This window comes from Nocardia sp. NPDC050799 (assembly GCF_040654015.1).
GTDB lineage: Bacteria > Actinomycetota > Actinomycetes > Mycobacteriales > Mycobacteriaceae > Nocardia.
Genome location: NZ_JBFAHF010000018.1, coordinates 15271 through 33638 on the forward strand (window position 1 = coordinate 15271; position 18368 = coordinate 33638).

23 protein-coding genes are annotated in these 18368 nt (G+C 66.4%); 13 read left to right on the forward strand and 10 right to left on the reverse strand.

Annotation, left to right across the window (positions count from 1 at the left end; genetic code table 11):
* Positions 1-49: 49 nt before the first annotated feature.
* Together AB0H42_RS19550 and AB0H42_RS19555 are read right to left on the reverse strand one after the other, a co-directional pair.
* Positions 50-244, reverse strand: a complete 195-nt coding sequence (locus AB0H42_RS19550) for a hypothetical protein (RefSeq protein ID WP_357057602.1) — start codon at positions 242-244, stop codon at positions 50-52.
* The gene (locus AB0H42_RS19555) at positions 241-447 is read right to left on the reverse strand and encodes a hypothetical protein (RefSeq protein ID WP_357057604.1); all 207 of its coding nucleotides are present in this window, start codon (positions 445-447) and stop codon (positions 241-243) included. The genes AB0H42_RS19550 and AB0H42_RS19555 overlap by 4 nt, the downstream gene beginning before the upstream one ends.
* Before the next feature lie 58 nt (positions 448-505).
* Between AB0H42_RS19555 and AB0H42_RS19560 the strand changes: the two genes are divergently transcribed.
* A complete protein-coding gene (locus AB0H42_RS19560; protein WP_357057606.1) occupies positions 506-1312 on the forward strand; it encodes a GTP pyrophosphokinase family protein in 807 nt (268 codons plus the stop codon).
* Between the two features lie 133 nt (positions 1313-1445).
* On the opposite strand, the gene AB0H42_RS19565 is transcribed toward AB0H42_RS19560, so the two are convergent.
* Complete coding sequence (locus AB0H42_RS19565; protein ID WP_357057608.1) at positions 1446-2024, reverse strand: TetR/AcrR family transcriptional regulator; 579 nt, start codon at positions 2022-2024, stop codon at positions 1446-1448.
* Positions 2025-2185: 161 nt separating this feature from the next.
* Here AB0H42_RS19565 and AB0H42_RS19570 point away from each other — a divergent pair, with 161 nt between their 5' ends.
* Both AB0H42_RS19570 and AB0H42_RS19575 read left to right on the forward strand, forming a co-directional pair.
* A complete protein-coding gene (locus tag AB0H42_RS19570) occupies positions 2186-2767 on the forward strand; it encodes a hypothetical protein (protein ID WP_357057610.1) in 582 nt (193 codons plus the stop codon).
* Between the two features lie 149 nt (positions 2768-2916).
* Positions 2917-3345 carry an organic hydroperoxide resistance protein gene (locus AB0H42_RS19575; protein ID WP_357057612.1) on the forward strand — a complete coding sequence of 143 codons (429 nt, stop codon included), beginning with the start codon at positions 2917-2919 and terminating at the stop codon, positions 3343-3345.
* Here the strand turns inward: AB0H42_RS19575 and AB0H42_RS19580 are convergent.
* A complete protein-coding gene (locus AB0H42_RS19580) occupies positions 3338-3853 on the reverse strand; it encodes a DinB family protein (protein ID WP_357057614.1) in 516 nt (171 codons plus the stop codon). The two genes, AB0H42_RS19575 and AB0H42_RS19580, sit on opposite strands and share 8 nt — an antisense overlap.
* 289 nt (positions 3854-4142) lie before the next feature.
* Positions 4143-4604, reverse strand: a complete 462-nt coding sequence (locus AB0H42_RS19585) for a hypothetical protein (protein ID WP_357057616.1) — start codon at positions 4602-4604, stop codon at positions 4143-4145.
* 493 nt (positions 4605-5097) lie between these two features.
* Here AB0H42_RS19585 and AB0H42_RS19590 point away from each other — a divergent pair, with 493 nt between their 5' ends.
* On the forward strand, positions 5098-5418 hold the full coding sequence (locus AB0H42_RS19590; protein WP_357057618.1) for a hypothetical protein: 321 nt from the start codon (positions 5098-5100) through the stop codon (positions 5416-5418).
* A gap of 395 nt (positions 5419-5813) precedes the next feature.
* Here AB0H42_RS19590 and AB0H42_RS19595 read toward each other — a convergent pair whose 3' ends face one another.
* The gene (locus AB0H42_RS19595; protein WP_357057620.1) at positions 5814-6512 is read right to left on the reverse strand and encodes a transcriptional regulator; all 699 of its coding nucleotides are present in this window, start codon (positions 6510-6512) and stop codon (positions 5814-5816) included.
* Between the two features lie 133 nt (positions 6513-6645).
* Between AB0H42_RS19595 and AB0H42_RS19600 the strand changes: the two genes are divergently transcribed.
* The 4 genes from AB0H42_RS19600 to AB0H42_RS19615 all read left to right on the forward strand — a co-directional run bounded on the left by AB0H42_RS19600 (position 6646) and on the right by AB0H42_RS19615 (position 9295).
* Positions 6646-7158: a DUF2231 domain-containing protein gene (locus AB0H42_RS19600; RefSeq protein WP_357057622.1), complete on the forward strand. Its 513-nt coding sequence runs from the start codon at positions 6646-6648 to the stop codon at positions 7156-7158.
* A 37-nt stretch (positions 7159-7195) separates the two neighbouring features.
* Positions 7196-7615, forward strand: a complete 420-nt coding sequence (locus tag AB0H42_RS19605; protein ID WP_357057624.1) for a hypothetical protein — start codon at positions 7196-7198, stop codon at positions 7613-7615.
* Positions 7616-7617: 2 nt separating this feature from the next.
* The gene (gene folE / locus AB0H42_RS19610; RefSeq protein ID WP_357057625.1) at positions 7618-8211 is read left to right on the forward strand and encodes a GTP cyclohydrolase I FolE; all 594 of its coding nucleotides are present in this window, start codon (positions 7618-7620) and stop codon (positions 8209-8211) included.
* A 139-nt stretch (positions 8212-8350) separates the two neighbouring features.
* Positions 8351-9295, forward strand: a complete 945-nt coding sequence (locus tag AB0H42_RS19615) for an NADP-dependent oxidoreductase (RefSeq protein ID WP_357057627.1) — start codon at positions 8351-8353, stop codon at positions 9293-9295.
* Between the two features lie 85 nt (positions 9296-9380).
* Here the strand turns inward: AB0H42_RS19615 and AB0H42_RS19620 are convergent, their stop codons facing one another.
* The 4 genes from AB0H42_RS19620 to AB0H42_RS19635 form a co-directional block, all read right to left on the reverse strand.
* Positions 9381-9677, reverse strand: coding sequence for a hypothetical protein (locus tag AB0H42_RS19620; protein ID WP_357057629.1), 297 nt, complete (start codon positions 9675-9677; stop codon positions 9381-9383).
* On the reverse strand, positions 9656-10948 hold the full coding sequence (locus AB0H42_RS19625) for a cytochrome P450 (RefSeq protein WP_357057631.1): 1293 nt from the start codon (positions 10946-10948) through the stop codon (positions 9656-9658). The genes AB0H42_RS19620 and AB0H42_RS19625 overlap by 22 nt, the downstream gene beginning before the upstream one ends.
* A gap of 96 nt (positions 10949-11044) precedes the next feature.
* Positions 11045-12649: an FAD-dependent monooxygenase gene (locus tag AB0H42_RS19630; protein WP_357057632.1), complete on the reverse strand. Its 1605-nt coding sequence runs from the start codon at positions 12647-12649 to the stop codon at positions 11045-11047.
* Between the two features lie 163 nt (positions 12650-12812).
* Positions 12813-13682 (reverse strand): SAM-dependent methyltransferase, encoded by an 870-nt coding sequence (locus AB0H42_RS19635; protein WP_357057634.1) that lies wholly within the window; start codon positions 13680-13682, stop codon positions 12813-12815.
* Between the two features lie 447 nt (positions 13683-14129).
* On the opposite strand from AB0H42_RS19635, the gene AB0H42_RS19640 reads away from it, so the two are divergent.
* From AB0H42_RS19640 to AB0H42_RS19660, 5 genes are all read left to right on the forward strand, one after another.
* Entirely contained in the window at positions 14130-15023 is an 894-nt protein-coding gene (locus tag AB0H42_RS19640) for a hypothetical protein (RefSeq protein ID WP_357057636.1), read from the forward strand.
* A gap of 71 nt (positions 15024-15094) precedes the next feature.
* Entirely contained in the window at positions 15095-16243 is a 1149-nt protein-coding gene (locus tag AB0H42_RS19645; protein ID WP_357057638.1) for a hypothetical protein, read from the forward strand.
* A gap of 209 nt (positions 16244-16452) precedes the next feature.
* Entirely contained in the window at positions 16453-16659 is a 207-nt protein-coding gene (locus AB0H42_RS19650; RefSeq protein WP_357057640.1) for a hypothetical protein, read from the forward strand.
* Between the two features lie 148 nt (positions 16660-16807).
* On the forward strand, positions 16808-17227 hold the full coding sequence (locus AB0H42_RS19655) for a hypothetical protein (RefSeq protein ID WP_357057642.1): 420 nt from the start codon (positions 16808-16810) through the stop codon (positions 17225-17227).
* Between the two features lie 21 nt (positions 17228-17248).
* The coding region (locus AB0H42_RS19660; RefSeq protein WP_357057644.1) for an IPT/TIG domain-containing protein at positions 17249-18368 on the forward strand (1120 nt) is incomplete at its 3' end.

The window sequence follows — 18368 nt, forward strand, 5'->3', positions numbered from 1 at the left end:
GCACGACACGTTCCGGCGCCGGCTCCCGACTCGGCCCGGTCGCGGGGTATCAGTTGGTGGGAAGGATTTTCGAGGTCAGCCAGATTCCCGCGGCCAGTGCCGCGGTCATGGCGACACCGGTCGGCGCCGAGCCGGCGAGGACGGTGATTCCGATGGAGAACACCAGGCACGTGAACGCGGCGAGGACCGCGGTTCCCCGTTCGACACCGACGACCCGGGCGGGCTGATTCCGAATCGCAGTCATATCTCCAGGCTTCCCCGCCGGCCGGTATATGAAACCGTTAACTGCGGTCCGGGCACAGCGCTTCGTTTTTCGACCGGCGCCCGCCGAGATCGGCTCGAGATCTCCTCGGGATACATCGCACGCGCGCCCACGTGATCATCTCGAGCATCGGCGAGCGCTTCGATCGACTGTTTCGCCGCAGTATCGGCCAGACGATCGAGCACCGAAACAATCGTGGTGTGCCTCACCCGGCGTGGCGGCAAAATCGCAGGCAACGGCACAATGGAGCCAATGAGACCTTGGCAGCCGAGCCCGTCCGCCGACACCGACTCCCCCGGTGCGAGCCCGATCACCGTCGACGACGTGCGCGCGCTCCGCGAACAGTTCCTCGACTTCATGCTCGGCTACAAATTCGCGATCGACGAGATCACCACCAAGATCAATATTCTGCGCGAGGATTTCAACAGTACCCACGAGTACAACCCCATCGAACATGTCGGATCGCGACTCAAATCCCCCGAAAGCGTCATGGAAAAGGTCCAGCGCAAGAAGTACCCCATGACCCTGGCCGCCATCCGCGACAATATCCTCGATATCGCCGGAGTCCGCGTCGTGTGCAGCTTCATCTCCGATATCACCGTGATCAAAGATATGCTCGCCGGCCAGGAGGACATCACGGTCCTGGAGGAACGCGACTACATCACCCACCGCAAACCGAACGGCTACCAGAGCCTGCACCTGATCGTTTCGATCCCGGTCTTCCGCTCGCACGGCACCGAACACGTCCCGGTCGAGATCCAGATCCGCACCATCGCGATGGATTTCTGGGCCAGCCTCGAACACAAGATCTACTACAAATACCGCGGCGAGGTCCCTCCGAACCTCCGCAGCGACCTCGCCCAGGCCGCCGAAGTCGCCACCCAGCTGGACGAGAAGATGGAAGCCCTGCACCGCCAGGTCGACCGCACCGAACCCACCCGGACCGGCCCGGCCGACACACTGGACCTCCGCCGCCTGTACAACAGCCTCGTGACGGACTCCTCGTCCGGCGTCCGGCCCGCACCGACCCTCCGCTCACCCGAACTCTAGGTCGGCCGACCGAAGTGGGCCGTCGACAGGCCCGAGTACCGACAGACGTTCATCGCTCACCTCGAGCTCCTGCCGGTCGTCTGAACCCACTCTGCGTCGTGGCCCCGCGCTCACCGGATATGCATGGCGGGAACTATGTGACCGGTTCCCGGCGAGTGCGTTCGCGGGAATCCAGAAGTCCTTCGATGCCGAGCAGGAACGTTTCGCAGATCGGATCCGGGTCGGTCAGGCACCCGGCCGCCATCGCACCGTCGCGCAACATCACGAAGTGCCGGGCAGCCGGTGCCGGATCGGTATCGCCGACATCGGCGAGGATCTCGGTGACCGTGTCCAGAAACCACTGCCGGTGCGCGAGAACGGTTCTATGGACGGGATGGCCCGGGTCGGGGTATTCGGCCGCCGCATTGAGAAACGCACAGCCACGAAACCGGGGCCCCCGGACGCTGTCGGCGATGGCCCGCCCGACGGCTCGGACGGCGTCGATCGGCGACGGGTTGTCACGGCGGGCGGCGTCGACCTGCGCGCGGATCGCTTCGTCGGCCTGTGTCAGGTAGGCGACGACGAGGTCGTCCTTGCCGGGAAAATGCCGGTACATGGTCGCCCGCGTTACCTGGGCGGCGGCAATGATGCGCTCGACGCCGACCGAATGAAGCCCTTCGGAGTAGAACAGTCCGCTCGCCGTGTCGAGCAGTCGCGCGCGCGCTTCCGACATCCGACTTCTTCCCCTCTCTCGAACTTTCACCCCGAGGCTAGCAGAAAGAACGATCGGTATTGACAAGGCGATCCCGTGTCCAGCACACTCCAGGTATACCGATCGTTCTTTCTCCCGACGCAGTCACACCTCGACCGCCTCGACCATCGAAAGAGAGTCTGATGTCCAGTTCAATCGAGACCGGTGTGGCCGGCACTGTCGCCGAGACCGCCGGCCGCACCGAGGGGCTGCGGAACCTGTACTACGCCCGCTTCGGATTCGCCGTCGTCTGGGCAGTCCTGATGCTGGGAGCGGCCGCGACGCTCACCCCGGTCAGCATCGCCCTGCTGGTGCTCTACCCGCTGTTCGACGTGGCGGCGGCCGTGATCGACTTCCGCACCTCGGGCGCCGCACGGCCGAAGGCACCGCTGTACCTCAACATGGTCCTGAGCCTGTTCACCGCCATCGGACTGGCCGCGGCCGTCACCTCGGGCATTCCCGACGTCCTGCGGGTATGGGGCGCCTGGGCGATCACCGCGGGCATCGTGCAGTTGATCGTCGCGATCTTGCGGTACCGGCTCGGCGGCCAGTGGGCGATGATCCTGAGCGGCGGAATCTCCACCCTCGCCGGCGCGAGCTTTGTCGCGGGCGCCGGCGCACCGAACGCGTCCCTCACCACCCTCGCCGGATACGCGACGCTGGGCGGCATCTTCTTCCTGATCTCGGCGATCCGCCTGCACCGCCGCGGGGCACGGGGGCGATGAGCCGACCACCGTCGCCCGCCTCCGAGGCGCCGCCGGGCCGCTCCCGGCACCCGACCCCCACCTCCCGACCATCGGCCGGATCCGGCCGTGACCGCCGCGTCATCGCCGGCCCATACGCAGTGGCACCCTCACCATCGAAGGAGAACATCATGTCCGAATCCGTCTACACCGCCATCGCCACCTCGACCGGAGACGGCCGCGCCGGAGGACGCGCGGCCAGCAACGACGGGCTGATCGATGTCACCCTCGCCATCCCGCGGGAAATGGGCGGGCCGGGTGGCGCGACGAACCCCGAACAGCTCTTCGCCGCCGGCTGGGCCTCCTGCTTCCACTCCGCTTTGAAGGCCGTCGCCGCCGGACAGAAGATCGGTTTCACCGATTCGGCGGTCGTCGCCGAGATCGGCGTGCACCGCACCGAGCAGGGCGGTTTCAGCCTCTCCGCCGCACTCCACGTGGAAATGGGCGGCATCGAACAGGCCGCCGCCGACTCGTTGGTCGCGGCCGCGCACGCGGTGTGTCCCTACTCCAACGCCACCCGCGGCAACATCCCGGTCACCGTCGACGTCACCGTCAGCTGAGCTGTGCCGGTGATTCCGCGAAATCACCGGCCCCGGCCCGGATCTGCTCGCGCAGGATGTCACCGTGGCCGGCATGCCGGGCGAACTCGGCGGTCATGGCCAGATAGATCCAGCGAAGGCTGACAACACCCACGCGCGGGTGCTCGCGGGTCTCGTCCAGGGGCATCCCCGCCGCGACGGACCTGGCTCGAGCACTCGCGCGTTCGAACTCCGCGATCACCTCGGCCACGGTTTCCGCATCGTCCACATGGAACCCGCCGTGCGCCCACAGCGGACCGTCGCAGTCGGCGTCGGCGAGCCGTCCGAGCGTGCGCTGGAACCACATTCGTTCGGCGTACGCGGCGTGCTTGATCAGGGCGATCGGGGTGGTCAGCGACGATACCAGCCGGCGCCTGGCGTCGGTTTCGGACAGTCCGCGCACCGTGTCGACAAGGTCGGTGCGCGCCTTATCGAGCATGGTCTCGAGCAGTTCGCGTTCGGTGCCGGTGGTGCGGGTCGGAGCAGTCATCAGGGGATCCTTACTCGGCCGGTCCGGCGGACGCCGAACAGACCGAAGTGCTTGTGGTGGTTCGGAATCGGCTCGCCGGAGAAATCGGGCGCCGGGTGATCGCGAATCTCGCGATCATGAATCCTGGATTCGGCCGGAGGAATAATCAGCCCACATCAGAAGGGGCGCAACGAGCCGATGCCGAATCTACCACCGGCCGCGGTGGTTGGCTACGGACTTCACCGACCGGATCACCGGCCGACCGCCGGACTCATTCAGATACCGTGGACACCATAGGCCGAATCCCGGTTCAGGAATTCGCCTGCGGCCGCGCCTCGTGGCCGGGTCGGCCGTGGGTACGACGTGCTTCCTTCATCTCCGCTTCGTAGACGTGACTCCGGCCCTGGAGCAATTCGTCCCGAACTTCGCGTTCTATTTCGCGGAACAAGCTGTAGTACCCGTCGTCGTACTCCTCGACGACCTGGAAGGTCCACCGGCCCTCCAGGACATTGCGGCCGATCAGGTCGGCCGTGATTCGATCGGCGAGGTGGTCGTGACCTGCCTCCCCCAACAAAGCAGCCGCCCGCCCCAAGGCGAGGTCGGCGCCGCCGGTCAGCTGATGGAACGCGTACAGATGCCCGCGGGCGCGCTCGGTGATCTCGAAGGCTTCGGACAACTTGCCCACCGCCTCGACCGTCGTATCGCCGACACCCGCCGGCCGGCGATGACGCTTCGCGGGAACGCTATCGTCACCGGTCTCGGTCGCTGCCATTCCGACAGGCTATCGACATGCCGGCGGAATCCCGTCTCGCCTCGCGCGGGCGAGTCGGCTTCGTTCGAGGCCGGCTCCCGCCGCATCACAGACGTTCCCCCCGGGGCGCGGTTCGGCTGCATACATCCCAGTAATGTTCATGACAGTTCTCTCACCTGAAAGTTTTGACACACTCTTTTCGCGCATGGATATGGCATAGTTTTTCCGAACCTACTAGCTTGCGGCGACAAATATTCCGTTAATTCTCCCGCTGATAGGCCGATAATCGCTTGATAGCCGAATTTGAAGAGCCGGACGGCCTGTGCTGATAAGTTACTGAGTATTCTCTACTGGTTGGCATACCAGGCGGGGCCGTTTCGACTCGATGAGGAGCTGGGGACGATGGACCGACTCGACAGGCGCGATGCGTCGAAGCCGCCGGACGACGACCTCGTCTCGTACCCGTGACCCGAACCCATCCCACACCCGTTCGCCGCCCCCAGAAGGAAATACGATGATGCACACTCCCCTGCGCTCGGCCGTCACCTCGATTGCGGCGGCCGGCCTGATCGCCACCGCGGCCGGCGCGACGGCCGCTCCCCCCGTTGCCCCGGCCCCCGCACCTGTGGCCGCTGCCGAAACCGGGACCGGCTCGGCCATGCTGGATTCGGGGTCGGCGGCCGCGCAGTCGGCGGTCGAAACCGTCCAGCGCGGCGACATCATCGGGATCATCGTGCTCTTGGCCCTCACGCCCTTCCAAATGCTGACCGGCGGCGTCTGCGACCTCGCCACCCTGTCGTCTCTGCCGAACCCCTGCGCCCCGAGCGCCTACTGATACGCACGCGGCCGGCTGCGGCAGCAGCACTCCCCGGACGCCGGAGACCGACCCGGGCCGGTAACGCGCGAAACGCCGCCGGGCACGAGGTCCGGCGGCGTTCGGTCGGGGTGTCGACGTCCCACAAGCGCCTCTCGGCGAGTGGTCGCTCATAGCGACTGAAGGGGTGAGGCCCGGGGCTGTCCGGACGCCGACAGGTGTTCCAACGGGACCGGCGCGGGTTCTATTCCGCCGAGGATGTGATGCGGGCTACCCGGTATGCCGCCGGCCCCCGCGCCTGGTCCGGAGATTGGAGATCCGGGCAGCAAGCGCGTCCGACCAGCGATGGCCGGAACGCCCGGCACCAACCGGTACCACTGTGCCGACATATTCGCGCAGGAGATAACCGCGGCCGCTCAGGAGTCGGGTTCGGCGTGGATTTCGACGCAGCATTCACCGGCGGCGGGGGCGAGGTCGGCGTGGACGGCGTCCGCTTCCAGACCGTGGAGCAGCCCGCTGAGGTACGCGTGATTGAGCGAGCACACCAGGTCGGGCGCTCGAGCCGCCAGCGGATGGAAGGGGCAATTGCGCAGCCGCAGGCAGGCCGGGGCGGTCCGGGCAGGTTCGAAACCCTGCTCACCGAGTGTGGCGGCCAGGAGGGTGATGGCGCGTTCGGCGCCGAGCCGGCCCGGCCGTAGCCGTTCACGGATTTCCCGGCCGGTGGCGGTGCCCCGGTCCCCGGCGACGCGCAGGGTGGCATCGCGCGCGGATTCCCCGGTAGCCTCGGTGAGGACGGCCTGCATCAATATTTCGGCGAGGATCTCGTGGCGGCGTTCGGGAATGCTGACGCGTACTTCGATATCGGCGGGTTCGTACACTTTCGGTGCCCGTCCGACGCGCCGGATTCCGCCGACGTGTTCGTAGTGGGCCCGTAGTAGCCCGGTGTCGACGAGTTTGTCGAGGTGGAACGCGGCGAGTTTGCGGGATATCCCGACGTGTTCGGCGGCTTCGTCACGGGTGACGGGACGTCCGGCGCGCCGGATGAACCAGTACATGTTCCGGCGTAGATCGTCGTCCAGTGCGGCAACGGCGCCGATATCGGCTTCACTGGTCACCCGTCCACAATAACGCCGATCAGATTGTGTGGAACGGGCCGGACGGCGGACGGAGAGGCGGCTCTTGACCACTCCCCCCAATTGAACCAAAATCTATTGGTGTAATTACTTCCCGGGTGGCGCGGAGGTTGTCATGACCGATGACTGGCAGCAGGCCAAACGCCCGGTCAGCGCCGTGCTGGCCGGGCCGTACGGACACCCGTTCCATCCGATCCTGGTCACCGTGCCGATCGGATCATGGCTGGCCAGCGTGGTGTTCGATATCGGCTCGCACCTGGTCGACGACCCCGGATTCCTGGCGCGGGGCGCACAGTGGCTGATCGCGATCGGGGTGCTGGGCGCGCTCGCCGCGGCGACGGTCGGGTTTCTGGACCTGTTCGCGATCCCCACCGGCACCCCCGCCTTCCGGACCGGGCTGGTGCATATGAGCCTCAATCTGGCGGTCACCGTGGCGTTCGCACTCGATTTCTGGTGGCGCGCCGCCGGCACCGATGCCGACGTCGCCGTCACGGGTGGCCCGCTGGCCCTGTCGATCGCCGCCGTCGTGGTGCTGGCGGTGTCGGGTTATCTGGGCGGCAAACTCGCCTACCACTACGGCGTGCGGGTCGCCGACGAGCGCACCCAGGCCACCGGTTTCCGCCGCTGACCTCTCCCTTTGTCCCTTCTCGTTCTCAGGAGTCATCATGGGCATCGCAGCTCTGATCCTCTGGCTGCTCACCGCGGTCGGCGGCTTCGTCCTGTTGGGCACGTGGATCGCCAAAGGCGGTGCACGTGATTCGGGTTCCAGCCATCTTCCCGTTCCGGTGGTGTTCGGGCACTTCCTGCTCGCCGTGACCGGGCTGGTAGTGTGGATCGTCTATCTCGCCGTCGACAACGACGCGCTGGCCTGGGTCGCGTTCGGGTTGCTGGTTCCCGTCGCGCTGCTCGGATTCGTGATGCTGGCGCGCTGGCTGCCGGTTTACCGCGCCCGTACCACCGGATTGGTGGGCAAGACGCCGCCCGAGCGGCACTTCCCGGTGGCGGTCGTCGGCGGGCACGGTGTGTTCGCGGTCGCCACCCTCGTTCTGGTGCTGCTCACCGCGCTCGGTGTCGGGGGAAGCTGACCGTGTCCGAGCCTGCCCTACGTGTCGTCCACGACCTCGGCGCTGTTGATCTGACCGCCGCCGAGGACGCCGCCCGCACCTTTCTCACCGCCCTCGGCGTCCGCCTGGACAGCGAACATCTCCAGGCCACGCCGGGACGGATGGCCCGGGCCTATGCCGAGTTGTTCACCCCGCGCGCGTTCGATCTGACGACCTTCCCGAACGAGGAGGGCTACGACGAACTGGTGCTGGCCCGCCGGATCCCGCTGCGGTCGGTGTGCGAGCATCACCTGCTGCCGTTCGTGGGTGTCGCGCACGTCGGCTACCTGCCCGGCGACCGCATTCTCGGTCTGTCGAAACTGGCCCGGATCGTCGAGCACTTCTCGCGTCGGCCGCAAGTCCAGGAACGGCTGACCAAACAGGTCGCCGACTGGCTCGACCGGCATCTGCAGCCCAAGGGTGTCGGCGTGGTCATCGAGGCCGAGCACACCTGCATGACTCTGCGCGGAGTGCAGGCGGTCGGTGCCACCACCGTCACCTCCACACTGCTCGGCACCCTGCGTGAAGACGCCCGATCCCGCCAGGAGTTCTTCTCCCTCACCGGAATCGGCCCGTAACGGGCCACATGCGGCCTCCGGGTCGCCGACCGCCGGTGCCGTCGCGCCGTATATCGGTGCCGCTGCCGGTGCCGGTGCCGGGCATCGAGCCGTCCCCGGCGCGGGAATGCCGTACCGCCGCAACAGGTTGCGCCGGGGTATGAAGGCTATCGGTTTCCACGAATTCGGCGGTCCCGACGTCCTGCGGGTGCTGGAATTGCCCGAACCCCAGGCCGGCCCGGGTGAAGTCCGCATCCGTGTGCACGCCGCCGCGGTGAACCCGACCGATGTCCTGTTGCGCACGGGCGGCCACGCCGTCCGGATGCCGGACCGGCGGCCACCGTTCGTGCCCGGGATGGACGCCGCCGGCGTAATCGATCAACTCGGACCGGGAACCGGTGACCGCCTCGGCATGGGCCAGCACGTGATCGCCATGGTGCTGTTCACCGGCCCGCACGGCGGAGCCTATGCCGAACATGTCGTGGTACCGGCCGCCTCGGTGGTCCCCGCTCCCGAGAGCGCCGATTTCCCCGCCGCCTCCACCCTGCTGATGAACGCCATGACCGCCCGCCTCGCATTGGACGCGCTGGCCGTGCCCGCCGGCGCCACCATCGCCGTGACCGGGGCGGCCGGCGCTGTCGGCGGATACGCGGTGCAGCTCGCGAAGGCCGACGGGTTGACCGTCATCGCAGATGCCGCCCCACACGACATCGACCGGGTACGCGGTTTCGGCGCCGACCATGTCGTGCCCCGCGGCGCCGATATCGGCGACCGGATCCGCGCGCTGGTGCCGCAGGGCGTTCCCGGCCTCGTGGACGGTTCGATGCAGACCACCCGGACACTGCCCGCCCTCGCCGACGGCGGCACACTGGCCGAGTTGCGGGGCTGGTCCGGGCCGGCCGAACGCGGAATCCGGGTGTGCCCGGTCATGGTCACCGACGGCATCACCGACACCGAACGTCTGGATACCCTGCGTCGCTACGCCGAAGACGGCGCGCTCACCCTGCACGTCGCCGCTGTGCTCCCCGCCGGCGAAGCGGCCGAAGCCCACCGCATGCTCGAACGCGGCGGACTCCGCGGCCGGGTGGTCCTGAACTTCTCCTGACCGGGTGGTCACGCCCCAGCGCCTCAGTGTGTCGGTCCGCACGGACATCGCTCGAGTCCTCCGCGCTCGACGATGAGCACGCGGGCTACTCGTAGCTGTCGTCGTGCAGGCCACCGAGGTAGGCGATCGCCCCCAGATACCGGTGGCAGAGCGGTGCGTGGTCGCGGTGCGCCGCGCGCTCCCGCAATGCCTCGTCCAGGGAAGCGAATCCCGAATCCAGAGTGCAGTCGCCGCCGTGTGCCGAGGTGGGCGCGGGCCCGGTCTCCGCAGGGGGCCCGGTCACCTCGGCCGGCGGCGCGCTGCGGGGCGGGCGCGTCTCGTAGAGGGCGATGAGTCGGTGCGCGGCCAGCGAACTCACGATCATCCCGAGGTGGTGTCGCACGACGGCAGGTTGATCGGAGGGCCCGGACGGAAGGTGACCGGCAGCGCGGCCAGGGCCCGGTGGAACGGTCCGGGCCGCCATACCAGGCCCCCGGCCGGGACGGCCAGTGCCATATCCGGGATCGCGTCCAGCAGTTGGTCGATCGCCTCCTGCACGATCAGGTAGGCGATGGCGCGGGCCGGGCACGCGTGCGGGCCCGTGCTCCAAGCGAGGTGGGAACGATTGCCGGTGTGGTCACCGTCGGCGATCGCCGGGCCGGTATCGGCGGCGGCGAGGCTGATGAGCACGGGCTGATGGGCGGGCAGCCAGGTGGCGCCGACGAGTACGGGGGTGCGGGGGTAGGTGGTGCAGAAGTTCGCCATCGGCGGGTCGTGGACCAACACCTCGTCCAGGGCGTCCCGCGTCGCCAGACTCCCACCGATCAGTCCGCCGCCGAAGCGCTCGTCGGTCAGCATCAGCAGCAGCGCGTTGGTGATCAGGTTCGGTTGCGCTTCCCCACCGGCCCCGTAGAAGCTCATCAGCTGAGCGAGCACTTCGGCGTCGTCGAGGGCATGCGGGTGGGCCAGCAGGCGGGAGGTGGCGTCGTCGCCCGGCCGGTCGCGTTTCAACTCGATCAGTTCCGTGAGCGCGCTCCGCAGCCGGACGGTCCCTTCGGCGGCGCCGACGGTGTCGAAACGCGCCGCCATCCCCGCGGTGACCCGCGCCCCGATGCCGGGCGGGCAGCCCATGATCCGGTTGAGGACTGCGACCACCAGCGGGCGGGCGTAGTCGGCGACCAGCTCGGCCGATCCGGTGCCGCAGAAGCCGTTGATCAGCGGGACCGCGAGTTGTTCGACGGTGGCGTGCATGGCGTGGCCGTCGACGGCGTCGATGGCGGCCTTCGACGCCTGCCGATAACGCTGGTGCGCGGCCCCGCTGCTGTAGCGGGCCGCCGGGTACCAGCGCATCATCGGCAACACCGGCGAGTCCGCGGGTACCGTCTGCTGCCAAATCCGCGGGTCGGTCGGGAAATGTTCGACATCGTGCAGGATCCGGACCGCGGTCTCGTAGCCGAGCACCAGCGTGGCCGGTACTCCGGGCGCGAGTTCGACCGGTGCCAGATCACCGTATGCGGCGCGCATCTCGCGGTAGGCGCGGTGCGGGTCGGCAGCGAACTCCGGGGTGTACAGGGGCACCCGCGGCCCGCCGGCAGCCTCCGGTTCGGTGTACGCGACCGGGCACCGGCTGCGGCGCCCGGCACCGGGATGAGAGATCGAAGGTGGCGTAGACATGGTCCATTTCCGTGCAGAAGTAGGAGAAAACGGAGAAGTGCGTCCGGGGCGCGCAGGTCCACCCACGGGCGATGAGGGAGGTGGCGAGCCCGCCGGTCAGGTCAGTGCTGCGCGCAGCGCCGTGAACAGTGCGCGCTGGTCGGTGAGGTGATAGTGGCCGCCGAGGTAGCCGTCGGGCCGGATCACGCACACCGCATCGCCCTCGGTCGCCCCGTAGAGGTCGTGGATTCGACGACTGTCGGCGGTGACGGCACCGGCCGGGGCGGTCCCGTGGTATCCGGGCGGGGTGACCACAAGGGGTTCGACCCGGTCGCCGAACTGCTGATGGACATGGGCGAGCAGCGCTGAGGTGTGTGCGACGCGACGCGGGTCGCGGTGGGTCACCAGCAGGGTGTGCCCGCCGTGACGCAGCCGTTCGTGCAGCCGCAGCCGCGGGGTGATCTCGGTGTCGGGAGCGCGGTCACCGGCCGACAACGCGTCCACCACCTTCTGCGCCGACGTGCCCTGTGCCACGGCGTGCCGATATCCGAACGCGAGGGCGGAGATCCGGCCCACCGCCCGCTCGGTGAACCCGGGCGCACGGGCGATCGCCAGCCGCTCGGCGACCGGGATGCCGTGGTTCATCAGCACCGAGTGCAGCTCGTGGGTGCCCGCGATCACCTGTTCGGCGATCGGGCGACGCTCTGTCTCGTAGGTGTCCAACAGTGCCTCCGGGGCGTGGCCGGTCGCCACCGCGGCCAGCTTCCACCCGAGGTTGAACGCGTCCTGCATCGAGGTGTTCTTGCCCTGCCCACCCGCCGGGGAACGTTCGTGCCCGGCATCGCCGCACACGAAGATCCGGCCGTTGCGATAACGCGAGGTGATGCGCCGCCGCGTCCGGAACACCGTCGTCCACTGCGGAGTCTCCAACCCGACCGCGCCGTGGAAATGCTTATCGAGCACTTCTTGGAACGCTTCGGCAGAGGCATCGACAGTGCGGGCATCGCCCGGCTCGCTGATCAACACCCGCCACACACCGCCGGGCAGCGCGGTCGTCAACAACATGTGATCCCGCGTGATGCGGTACTCGACACCGCCGACCTCGACCGGGCAACCGCGCAACCGCAAACCCACGTCCATCATCCGCATCGCCGTACCCACGTACTCCGACCGGCTCACCTCCGCCCCCAGATACCCCGCCACGGTGCTGTGCACGCCGTCGCACCCGATCAGCCACTCCGGGCGGACGGTTTCGGTGTCTCCGCTGTTCGTGTCCCGCACCGTGGCGGCGACCGCACCATCCGAGTCGACGGTCACCGCTACCAGCTCGGTATGCCAGTCGACGGTCCCGCCGAGCGCGGTGAAGTGCCGGCACAGGATCTCCTCGGTGTCCCGCTGACTTATTGTCCGGAAGTGCGGGTATCGGCTGTCGAGTGCGGTGAAGTCCAGCCGCACTTTCTCGTCGAAACCCTGGAATCTGTAGTCCATCCACTCACCCCGCAGCCCCCTGTCCTGGAATTCGTCGACCACCCCGGCCAGCTCCAGCAGCTCGAGGGTGCGGGTGTGCACGGTGAACGACCGTGACGTCAGCACGGGGCCGGTGAGTCTGTCGATCACCCGGCACTCCACGCCCCGGCGCAGCAGCTCGATGCCGAGCGTGAGCCCGGTCGGACCGGCACCGACGATGAGGATGGAATCCCGCGCAGAACGCGAAAAGGACATGGCTGATCACACTCCGAACAGATCGAGATGAAGACGGGTATCGCGTGTGTCCCCCAGCGACACACGCGTGATTCGGGGAATACGGCTACACAGCGCACGCGTGTGACATGGGCGGCACACGCGCAGAACAGGTTCGAGCACCGCCGCAGCGCGGCCGATCAATTCAGCGAGGAAGAATTCGAGACGGATCCGGTAGCGGCTTGTAGCCGAGACCGCCGAGGACCAGTCGTTCCTCGGGTAACTGCGGGCGAGTCGGCGGCCCCGGCGGCCACCAGCCCTCGAGCTCGGCCAGACCGGGTGTGAGGAGTTCCAGCCCGTCGAAGTATTCGAGCTGCTGTTCCCGGGTTCGGTACCAACCCGTGCCCAAGCCCAGGCCGGTAAAGGCATGCTCCAGTTGCCGGGCGAGTACATGCGATTCGGGATTCTCGTCGGCAGGGTCCCAGAAATTGGTGGCCGCGACATACGAGCCGGCAGGAAGCCGCCGGGTGTACTCGCGCATCACTCCTGCCGGATCGAGACCGTCGGCGACGTGCTGCAACAGCCCACACACGATCAGTCCGATCGGCCGGTCCGGTTCCAGATAGTCGGCCACATCGGGGTTCTCCAGCAAGGTCTCGTCCTCGAGAAGGTCACCGCAGACGTAGTGGGTGTTCTCGTTCTGCTCGAGCAATGCCCGGCCGTGTGCGATACACAGGGGATCGTTGTCGACGTAGACAACCCGCGCGTTCCGGTTCTCCTGCTGGGCGACCTGATGGGTATTGATCACCGTGGGCAGCCCCGCACCGATATCCAGAAACTGATCGATCTCCGCCGAGCCGGCCAGATACCGCACCACCCGACGCAGCCACCGCCGGTTCATCCGCGACACCTCACCCTGGCCCGGCGCGACTTCGAGAACCGCATCGAACGCCGCACGGTCGACCGCGTAGTTGTCCTTACCACCAAGGCTGTAGTCGTACACGCGGGCGATGCTGGGCCGGGTCGTATCCGCACCGACCGGATCCCGGACACAAATCGTCGGCTGCGATTTCATCGACCTCCTCTTTCGCTTCGTCTGGCACCTCCGGATGGCGTCGGGGCGGGCGGTAAGCCGTAGCGCGCTGCTCGCTCGTCGCCGTTGTTCGTACGAACCGTCGTGGTTCGTGGCTACAACTGTGCTGCTGGGCGACATCGCATCTCTACGCCATTTGAGTACCGTCCAGGCTCTTCTGATCCCGTCCTGTCTCGTCTGGGGCTCGTCTGTGTTAGGTTCGGTCGCAATGTCGGGAGGAGGTGGGATCCATACGTGGCTGAGGTGATTCGACTCAAAGCCGAATTGCGACAGAAGCATTGGCAACCACATACCGCCTTCTGCCGTGAATACGACAGAGCTGCCCGAGCGATCGACCCGGACCTTGTCGGGACGGCTCCGAGCCGGGCGCAGTTTCATCGGTGGCTCTCCGGCGACCTAGTAAGCCTGCCTTACCCTCACCATTGCAGGGTGCTGGAGAAGATGTTCCCCGGGTTGACGGCAGCACAGTTGTTCGAGCCCTATACCGTTCGCGATGGGGAGCTTGTTTCTGGCGCAGTGACCTCAGCAGCAGCCGAGCCCGAAGGCTTTTCAGAGCTTGTCGCGAGTCGTATCGATCGGCCACTGGTCTCCAGCATTGAATGGGGGCCCTCTGATCCAGGGCAGTCGGTTCCGGGCCCAGCAGTATCGTCTCCGTCTGAATCCAATGGAGCTGCCATCGCGACCAGGAAGGTAGCGCAGGCACTGACGAAACTCGCGAACTCGGGGCAGTTCGAAGGCCGTTTTGTGAACCAGCTTGCGCACCTGACCGGCAATATTGTCGAACTCGATAGCGCTATCGATATTCATATCGATAGCACCGGATCGGCACGTTTGACCTTCCATCACGAGCTGATCAACCTCACCACCCGGCCATTGACACGGATAGCTCAGGAATTATGGTTTGAATACACCGATGGAAAATTGAACATCGCGCCGGTGCGTCGGCCTGAGCGGCGGGTTGCCATTCAGCGCATCCACGATACGGCGCATCTTTCCAAGTTCGCTTGCCAATTGTCCCCACCAGTCCTGCCAGGGGAAACCGTAGTGGCGGAGTACGTTTGCGAAGGTGGGCGGTTCGTCGATGCGTTCTATTGGCGTCGATCGATTCATCGTTATACCAGGCGGTTCGGTATAACCGTGCGACATTGCGGGGTAGGAGATTTGGCTAGCTGCACAGCCGTGGAGGCGCACCAGGATGGATCGGAGAACTCTGCTACAGAGAGCTTGATCTGGGACTGCGAAGGGAACGATGTAGTCATCGGTCTCACCCGAGAGTTTTTGCGACCGAACCAGTCGGTCACATTGCGGTGGGAGTGCGCGTGAGTACGCGTGATTCCGTGGAGGATGCCCTACGTGCTTGGGACAGGCACGAACGCGAGCGCGGCGCTCCCCCTGTGATCGATTTCGACTTCCATCCTCTACCTGGTGAGCAACCCGCACCGGCTGATCGCCTGACGACGTTCCGACGACTCAGCGAACTACGAACTGATGCCGGCCATTCATCCGTCACGCAACGCATCGACGCCGACCTGGCTTATCTACGTTCACTCATGGGTGAACGGCCACCCCTCGGGGAATACATACACGCCACTCAAGGCTGCTCCGCAGCGGGCTGGCCCGAGGACTACGTCAGCGAAAGAGGCGAGATAGCCCGCGAAGCCCTCGCAGCACGGGGCGTCGCGTGGAATAAGAACACCGCCGCGACGCTCGCAGAGATCGACGGGCCCCTCGATGCGTCCGCCGCATCCGATGCGATCCGCCATGCCGCCATCGCGTATGAGCCGTCGGTTCGGGAGGCGACCGGGTCCCACGCCCCCTACGATCTGACCGTCGAATCGGCCGACGTCGACGCGTACTGGGCATATTGGCTCGACGGTGCGGGTCACCGCGTCAGGCTCCGCCTGAACATGCGCAACGCCAACTTCACCGAAGTGCGTGCCCGGCAGATGGCACTACACGAGATACTCGGGCACGGACTGCAGAGCGCAAGCATCGCTGCTCGCTGCGCGACGGAGGACGTCCCCTGGGTGCGCCTGCTGTCGGTCCACGGGCCTCAGCAAGTCCTGTTGGAGGGGTGGGCGCAGGCCATGCCGTTGTTCATCACTCCCGACGATGAACCCCTGGTAGCCAGTACCAGGCTCGTGCATTACACCCACCTCGTCCGGTCCGAACTCCACCTCGCCCTGAACTCCGACACCCCAATCGAACGATGCGCCGAGCACGCCCGCGCTCGGGTCCCGTGGTGGACGGACAGCCAGATAGCCGGATTCCTCGCCGACCGCAGTACAAACCCACAACTGCGGACGTACATGTGGGCATACGCAGCCGGTCTCGACTGGTTCGCCAACCTCGCCGACGCAGAACCCACGGTGATCGAGAACGTCCTCCGCCAGGCCTACCGCGCCCCACTCACACCAACTGACCTCGAAAAGCTGTGGCCACAAGGTCCGAGCGTCGGCGGTCCCGGAGGCGCTACCTCCCATGCAAATGATGCGCGGCAGGATTTCGCAGTGGAGATACAGCATGCGTGTGATAACCGGTGAGCTGACAGGCGAAGGAATCTACGGCCAGTTCTTCTGCGGCGCCGTTGATTCTGCGGTGCACGTCGAGGTGCAGGACACCTATCGTGTATCGCGGTTCGACAGCGAATCCGGCCGCATGATGGAGTGGGTAAAGCATTTCGCCTGCGAGGAAAGCCCAAGTCCTCCGGGGCGATGTCGTAGAATTCCCGTACCACACTGTTCGAGATCGAATGCCCGGTCTGCTGGGTAGCGATGACATCTACCTCGGCGGTCTCGGATTCTGCACCCGCACCAGCGGTTTCTCCCTCGGCACCGCTAGCAAGCGACCGGTGGTTGCGGCAGATCCCGACCAGATGAACGGTCTCGGTGACCGTCTCTACCGAACCGCTGCCGCTGCCGAAGAGGCAGTGTGGTCCAGTTTCGTCCTGGAATATTGACGACCGCTCTCCCAAGCCCCAAGCCCTACCGATAGCCGAAGCGAGTAACGTCATTTTTCGCCGATCCGATCACATCGCACGTATCCTGCGCGATTTCATAGTTCATCGATAAACGATATCGAAATTCGGATCAGGCCCACTTTCCGTGATGGCGTGGCTCGAGCGTGGCGAGTGTGGCCGTCAGGGTGAACTCGACGATCTTCGATACGGCATCCAGATCTGTACTTCGTGGTCACCGGCCCGATCCGGCAAGTGCCGCATCGCGGTATCGGTGCCGCCAGCCACCGCCGTGTATCCGGTGATGGCGGCGATGCTCGTCATCGGGCCGATCAGCCCGCTCGGCCGCGACGACATCTACGCCGCCATGGCCGACGTACAGCCCGCCGGCGAATACCGCACCCGTGTACTGCACCCATCGAACGGGCGACCGGCCGAGCCCGAAACGGATACAAACCGGACTAAATCGGACCGGAGATGCATTGCCGAAGTGCCTCCACCGGAGGATTACTGGATATATGCCCCAGTAACAGCTGGATCTGTGCTGCTGCGGGAGAGCTCGTTTCACTGATCACCAATCGAAGGTAAGCAAATGGCCCCTGTCATCACCTCGCTGACACCCTCTTCCGGCCCTGCAGCGGGTCTCAACTCTGTCATCATCACCGGCTCCGGATTCAGTGGTGTCGGCCCGTTGACTGTCCGGTTCGGCACGACGGCAACGACATTCACCATCAACTCCAATACCCAGATCACGGCCATCGCCCCGCCTGGAACCGGCACGGTGAACGTCACCGTACAGGCGCTGCTGGACGGCACGAGCAATCCGTCGCCCTACACTTATGTCGGGGTTCCTGCCTTGACCAGCATCAGTCCGGCTTCGGGGTCGGTGGCCGGCGGGACGACCGTCGTGCTGACCGGTACGAATCTGACGGGAGCGACCGCGGTGAGTTTCGGCGGTACCCCCGCGACTTCGTTCACCGTGAACTCGTCGACGCAGATCACGGCGGTGGCGCCTGCCCATTCGGTCGGGACGGTGTTGGTCAGGGTCACCACAGCCGGCGGAACGAGTAACGGGGTCTCCTACACCTACGTCGCGGTGCCGACACTGACCGCCATCGCCCCGAATACCGGTCCGGTGGCCGGCGGGACGACGGTCGTACTCACCGGCACGAATCTGACGGGAGCGACCGCGGTAAGTTTCGGCGGTACCCCCGCGACTTCGTTCACCGTGAACTCGTCGACGCAGATCACAGCCGTCGCTCCCGCAGGTGCGGCCGGAACAGTGTCGGTCACCGCCACCACAGCCGGCGGAACAAGCAACGGTCTCTCTTACACCTACGTCGCGGTACCCACGCTGACCGCCATCGCCCCGAATGCGGGCCCGGTGGCCGGCGGGACGACGGTCGTGCTCACCGGCACGAATCTGACGGGAGCGACCGCGGTGAGTTTCGGCGGTACCCCCGCGACTTCGTTCACGGTCAACTCCTCGACGCAGATCACGGCGGTGACGCCTGCCCATTCGGTCGGGACGGTGTCGGTCACCGCCACCACAGTCGGCGGCACCAGCAACGGGGTCTCCTACACCTACGTCGCGGTACCCACGCTGACCGCCATCACCCCGAATGCGGGCCCGGTGGCCGGCGGGACGACGGTCGTGCTCACCGGCACGAATCTGACGGGAGCGACCGCGGTGAGTTTCGGCGGTACCCCCG

Excerpts from the sequence above, each read along its gene's own strand:
- AB0H42_RS19550 (WP_357057602.1), bottom strand. The coding sequence starts at position 244 with ATGACTGCGATTCGGAATCAGCCCGCCCGGGTCGTCGGTGTCGAACGG.
- AB0H42_RS19560 (WP_357057606.1), top strand. The coding sequence starts at position 506 with ATGGAGCCAATGAGACCTTGGCAGCCGAGCCCGTCCGCCGACACCGAC.
- AB0H42_RS19565 (WP_357057608.1), bottom strand. The coding sequence starts at position 2,024 with ATGTCGGAAGCGCGCGCGCGACTGCTCGACACGGCGAGCGGACTGTTC.
- AB0H42_RS19570 (WP_357057610.1), top strand. The coding sequence starts at position 2,186 with ATGTCCAGTTCAATCGAGACCGGTGTGGCCGGCACTGTCGCCGAGACC.
- AB0H42_RS19575 (WP_357057612.1), top strand. The coding sequence starts at position 2,917 with ATGTCCGAATCCGTCTACACCGCCATCGCCACCTCGACCGGAGACGGC.
- AB0H42_RS19580 (WP_357057614.1), bottom strand. The coding sequence starts at position 3,853 with ATGACTGCTCCGACCCGCACCACCGGCACCGAACGCGAACTGCTCGAG.
- AB0H42_RS19585 (WP_357057616.1), bottom strand. The coding sequence starts at position 4,604 with ATGGCAGCGACCGAGACCGGTGACGATAGCGTTCCCGCGAAGCGTCAT.
- AB0H42_RS19590 (WP_357057618.1), top strand. The coding sequence starts at position 5,098 with ATGATGCACACTCCCCTGCGCTCGGCCGTCACCTCGATTGCGGCGGCC.
- AB0H42_RS19600 (WP_357057622.1), top strand. The coding sequence starts at position 6,646 with ATGACCGATGACTGGCAGCAGGCCAAACGCCCGGTCAGCGCCGTGCTG.
- AB0H42_RS19605 (WP_357057624.1), top strand. The coding sequence starts at position 7,196 with ATGGGCATCGCAGCTCTGATCCTCTGGCTGCTCACCGCGGTCGGCGGC.
- AB0H42_RS19615 (WP_357057627.1), top strand. The coding sequence starts at position 8,351 with ATGAAGGCTATCGGTTTCCACGAATTCGGCGGTCCCGACGTCCTGCGG.
- AB0H42_RS19625 (WP_357057631.1), bottom strand. The coding sequence starts at position 10,948 with ATGTCTACGCCACCTTCGATCTCTCATCCCGGTGCCGGGCGCCGCAGC.
- AB0H42_RS19630 (WP_357057632.1), bottom strand. The coding sequence starts at position 12,649 with ATGTCCTTTTCGCGTTCTGCGCGGGATTCCATCCTCATCGTCGGTGCC.
- AB0H42_RS19635 (WP_357057634.1), bottom strand. The coding sequence starts at position 13,682 with ATGAAATCGCAGCCGACGATTTGTGTCCGGGATCCGGTCGGTGCGGAT.
- AB0H42_RS19650 (WP_357057640.1), top strand. The coding sequence starts at position 16,453 with ATGCCCGGTCTGCTGGGTAGCGATGACATCTACCTCGGCGGTCTCGGA.
- AB0H42_RS19655 (WP_357057642.1), top strand. The coding sequence starts at position 16,808 with ATGGCGTGGCTCGAGCGTGGCGAGTGTGGCCGTCAGGGTGAACTCGAC.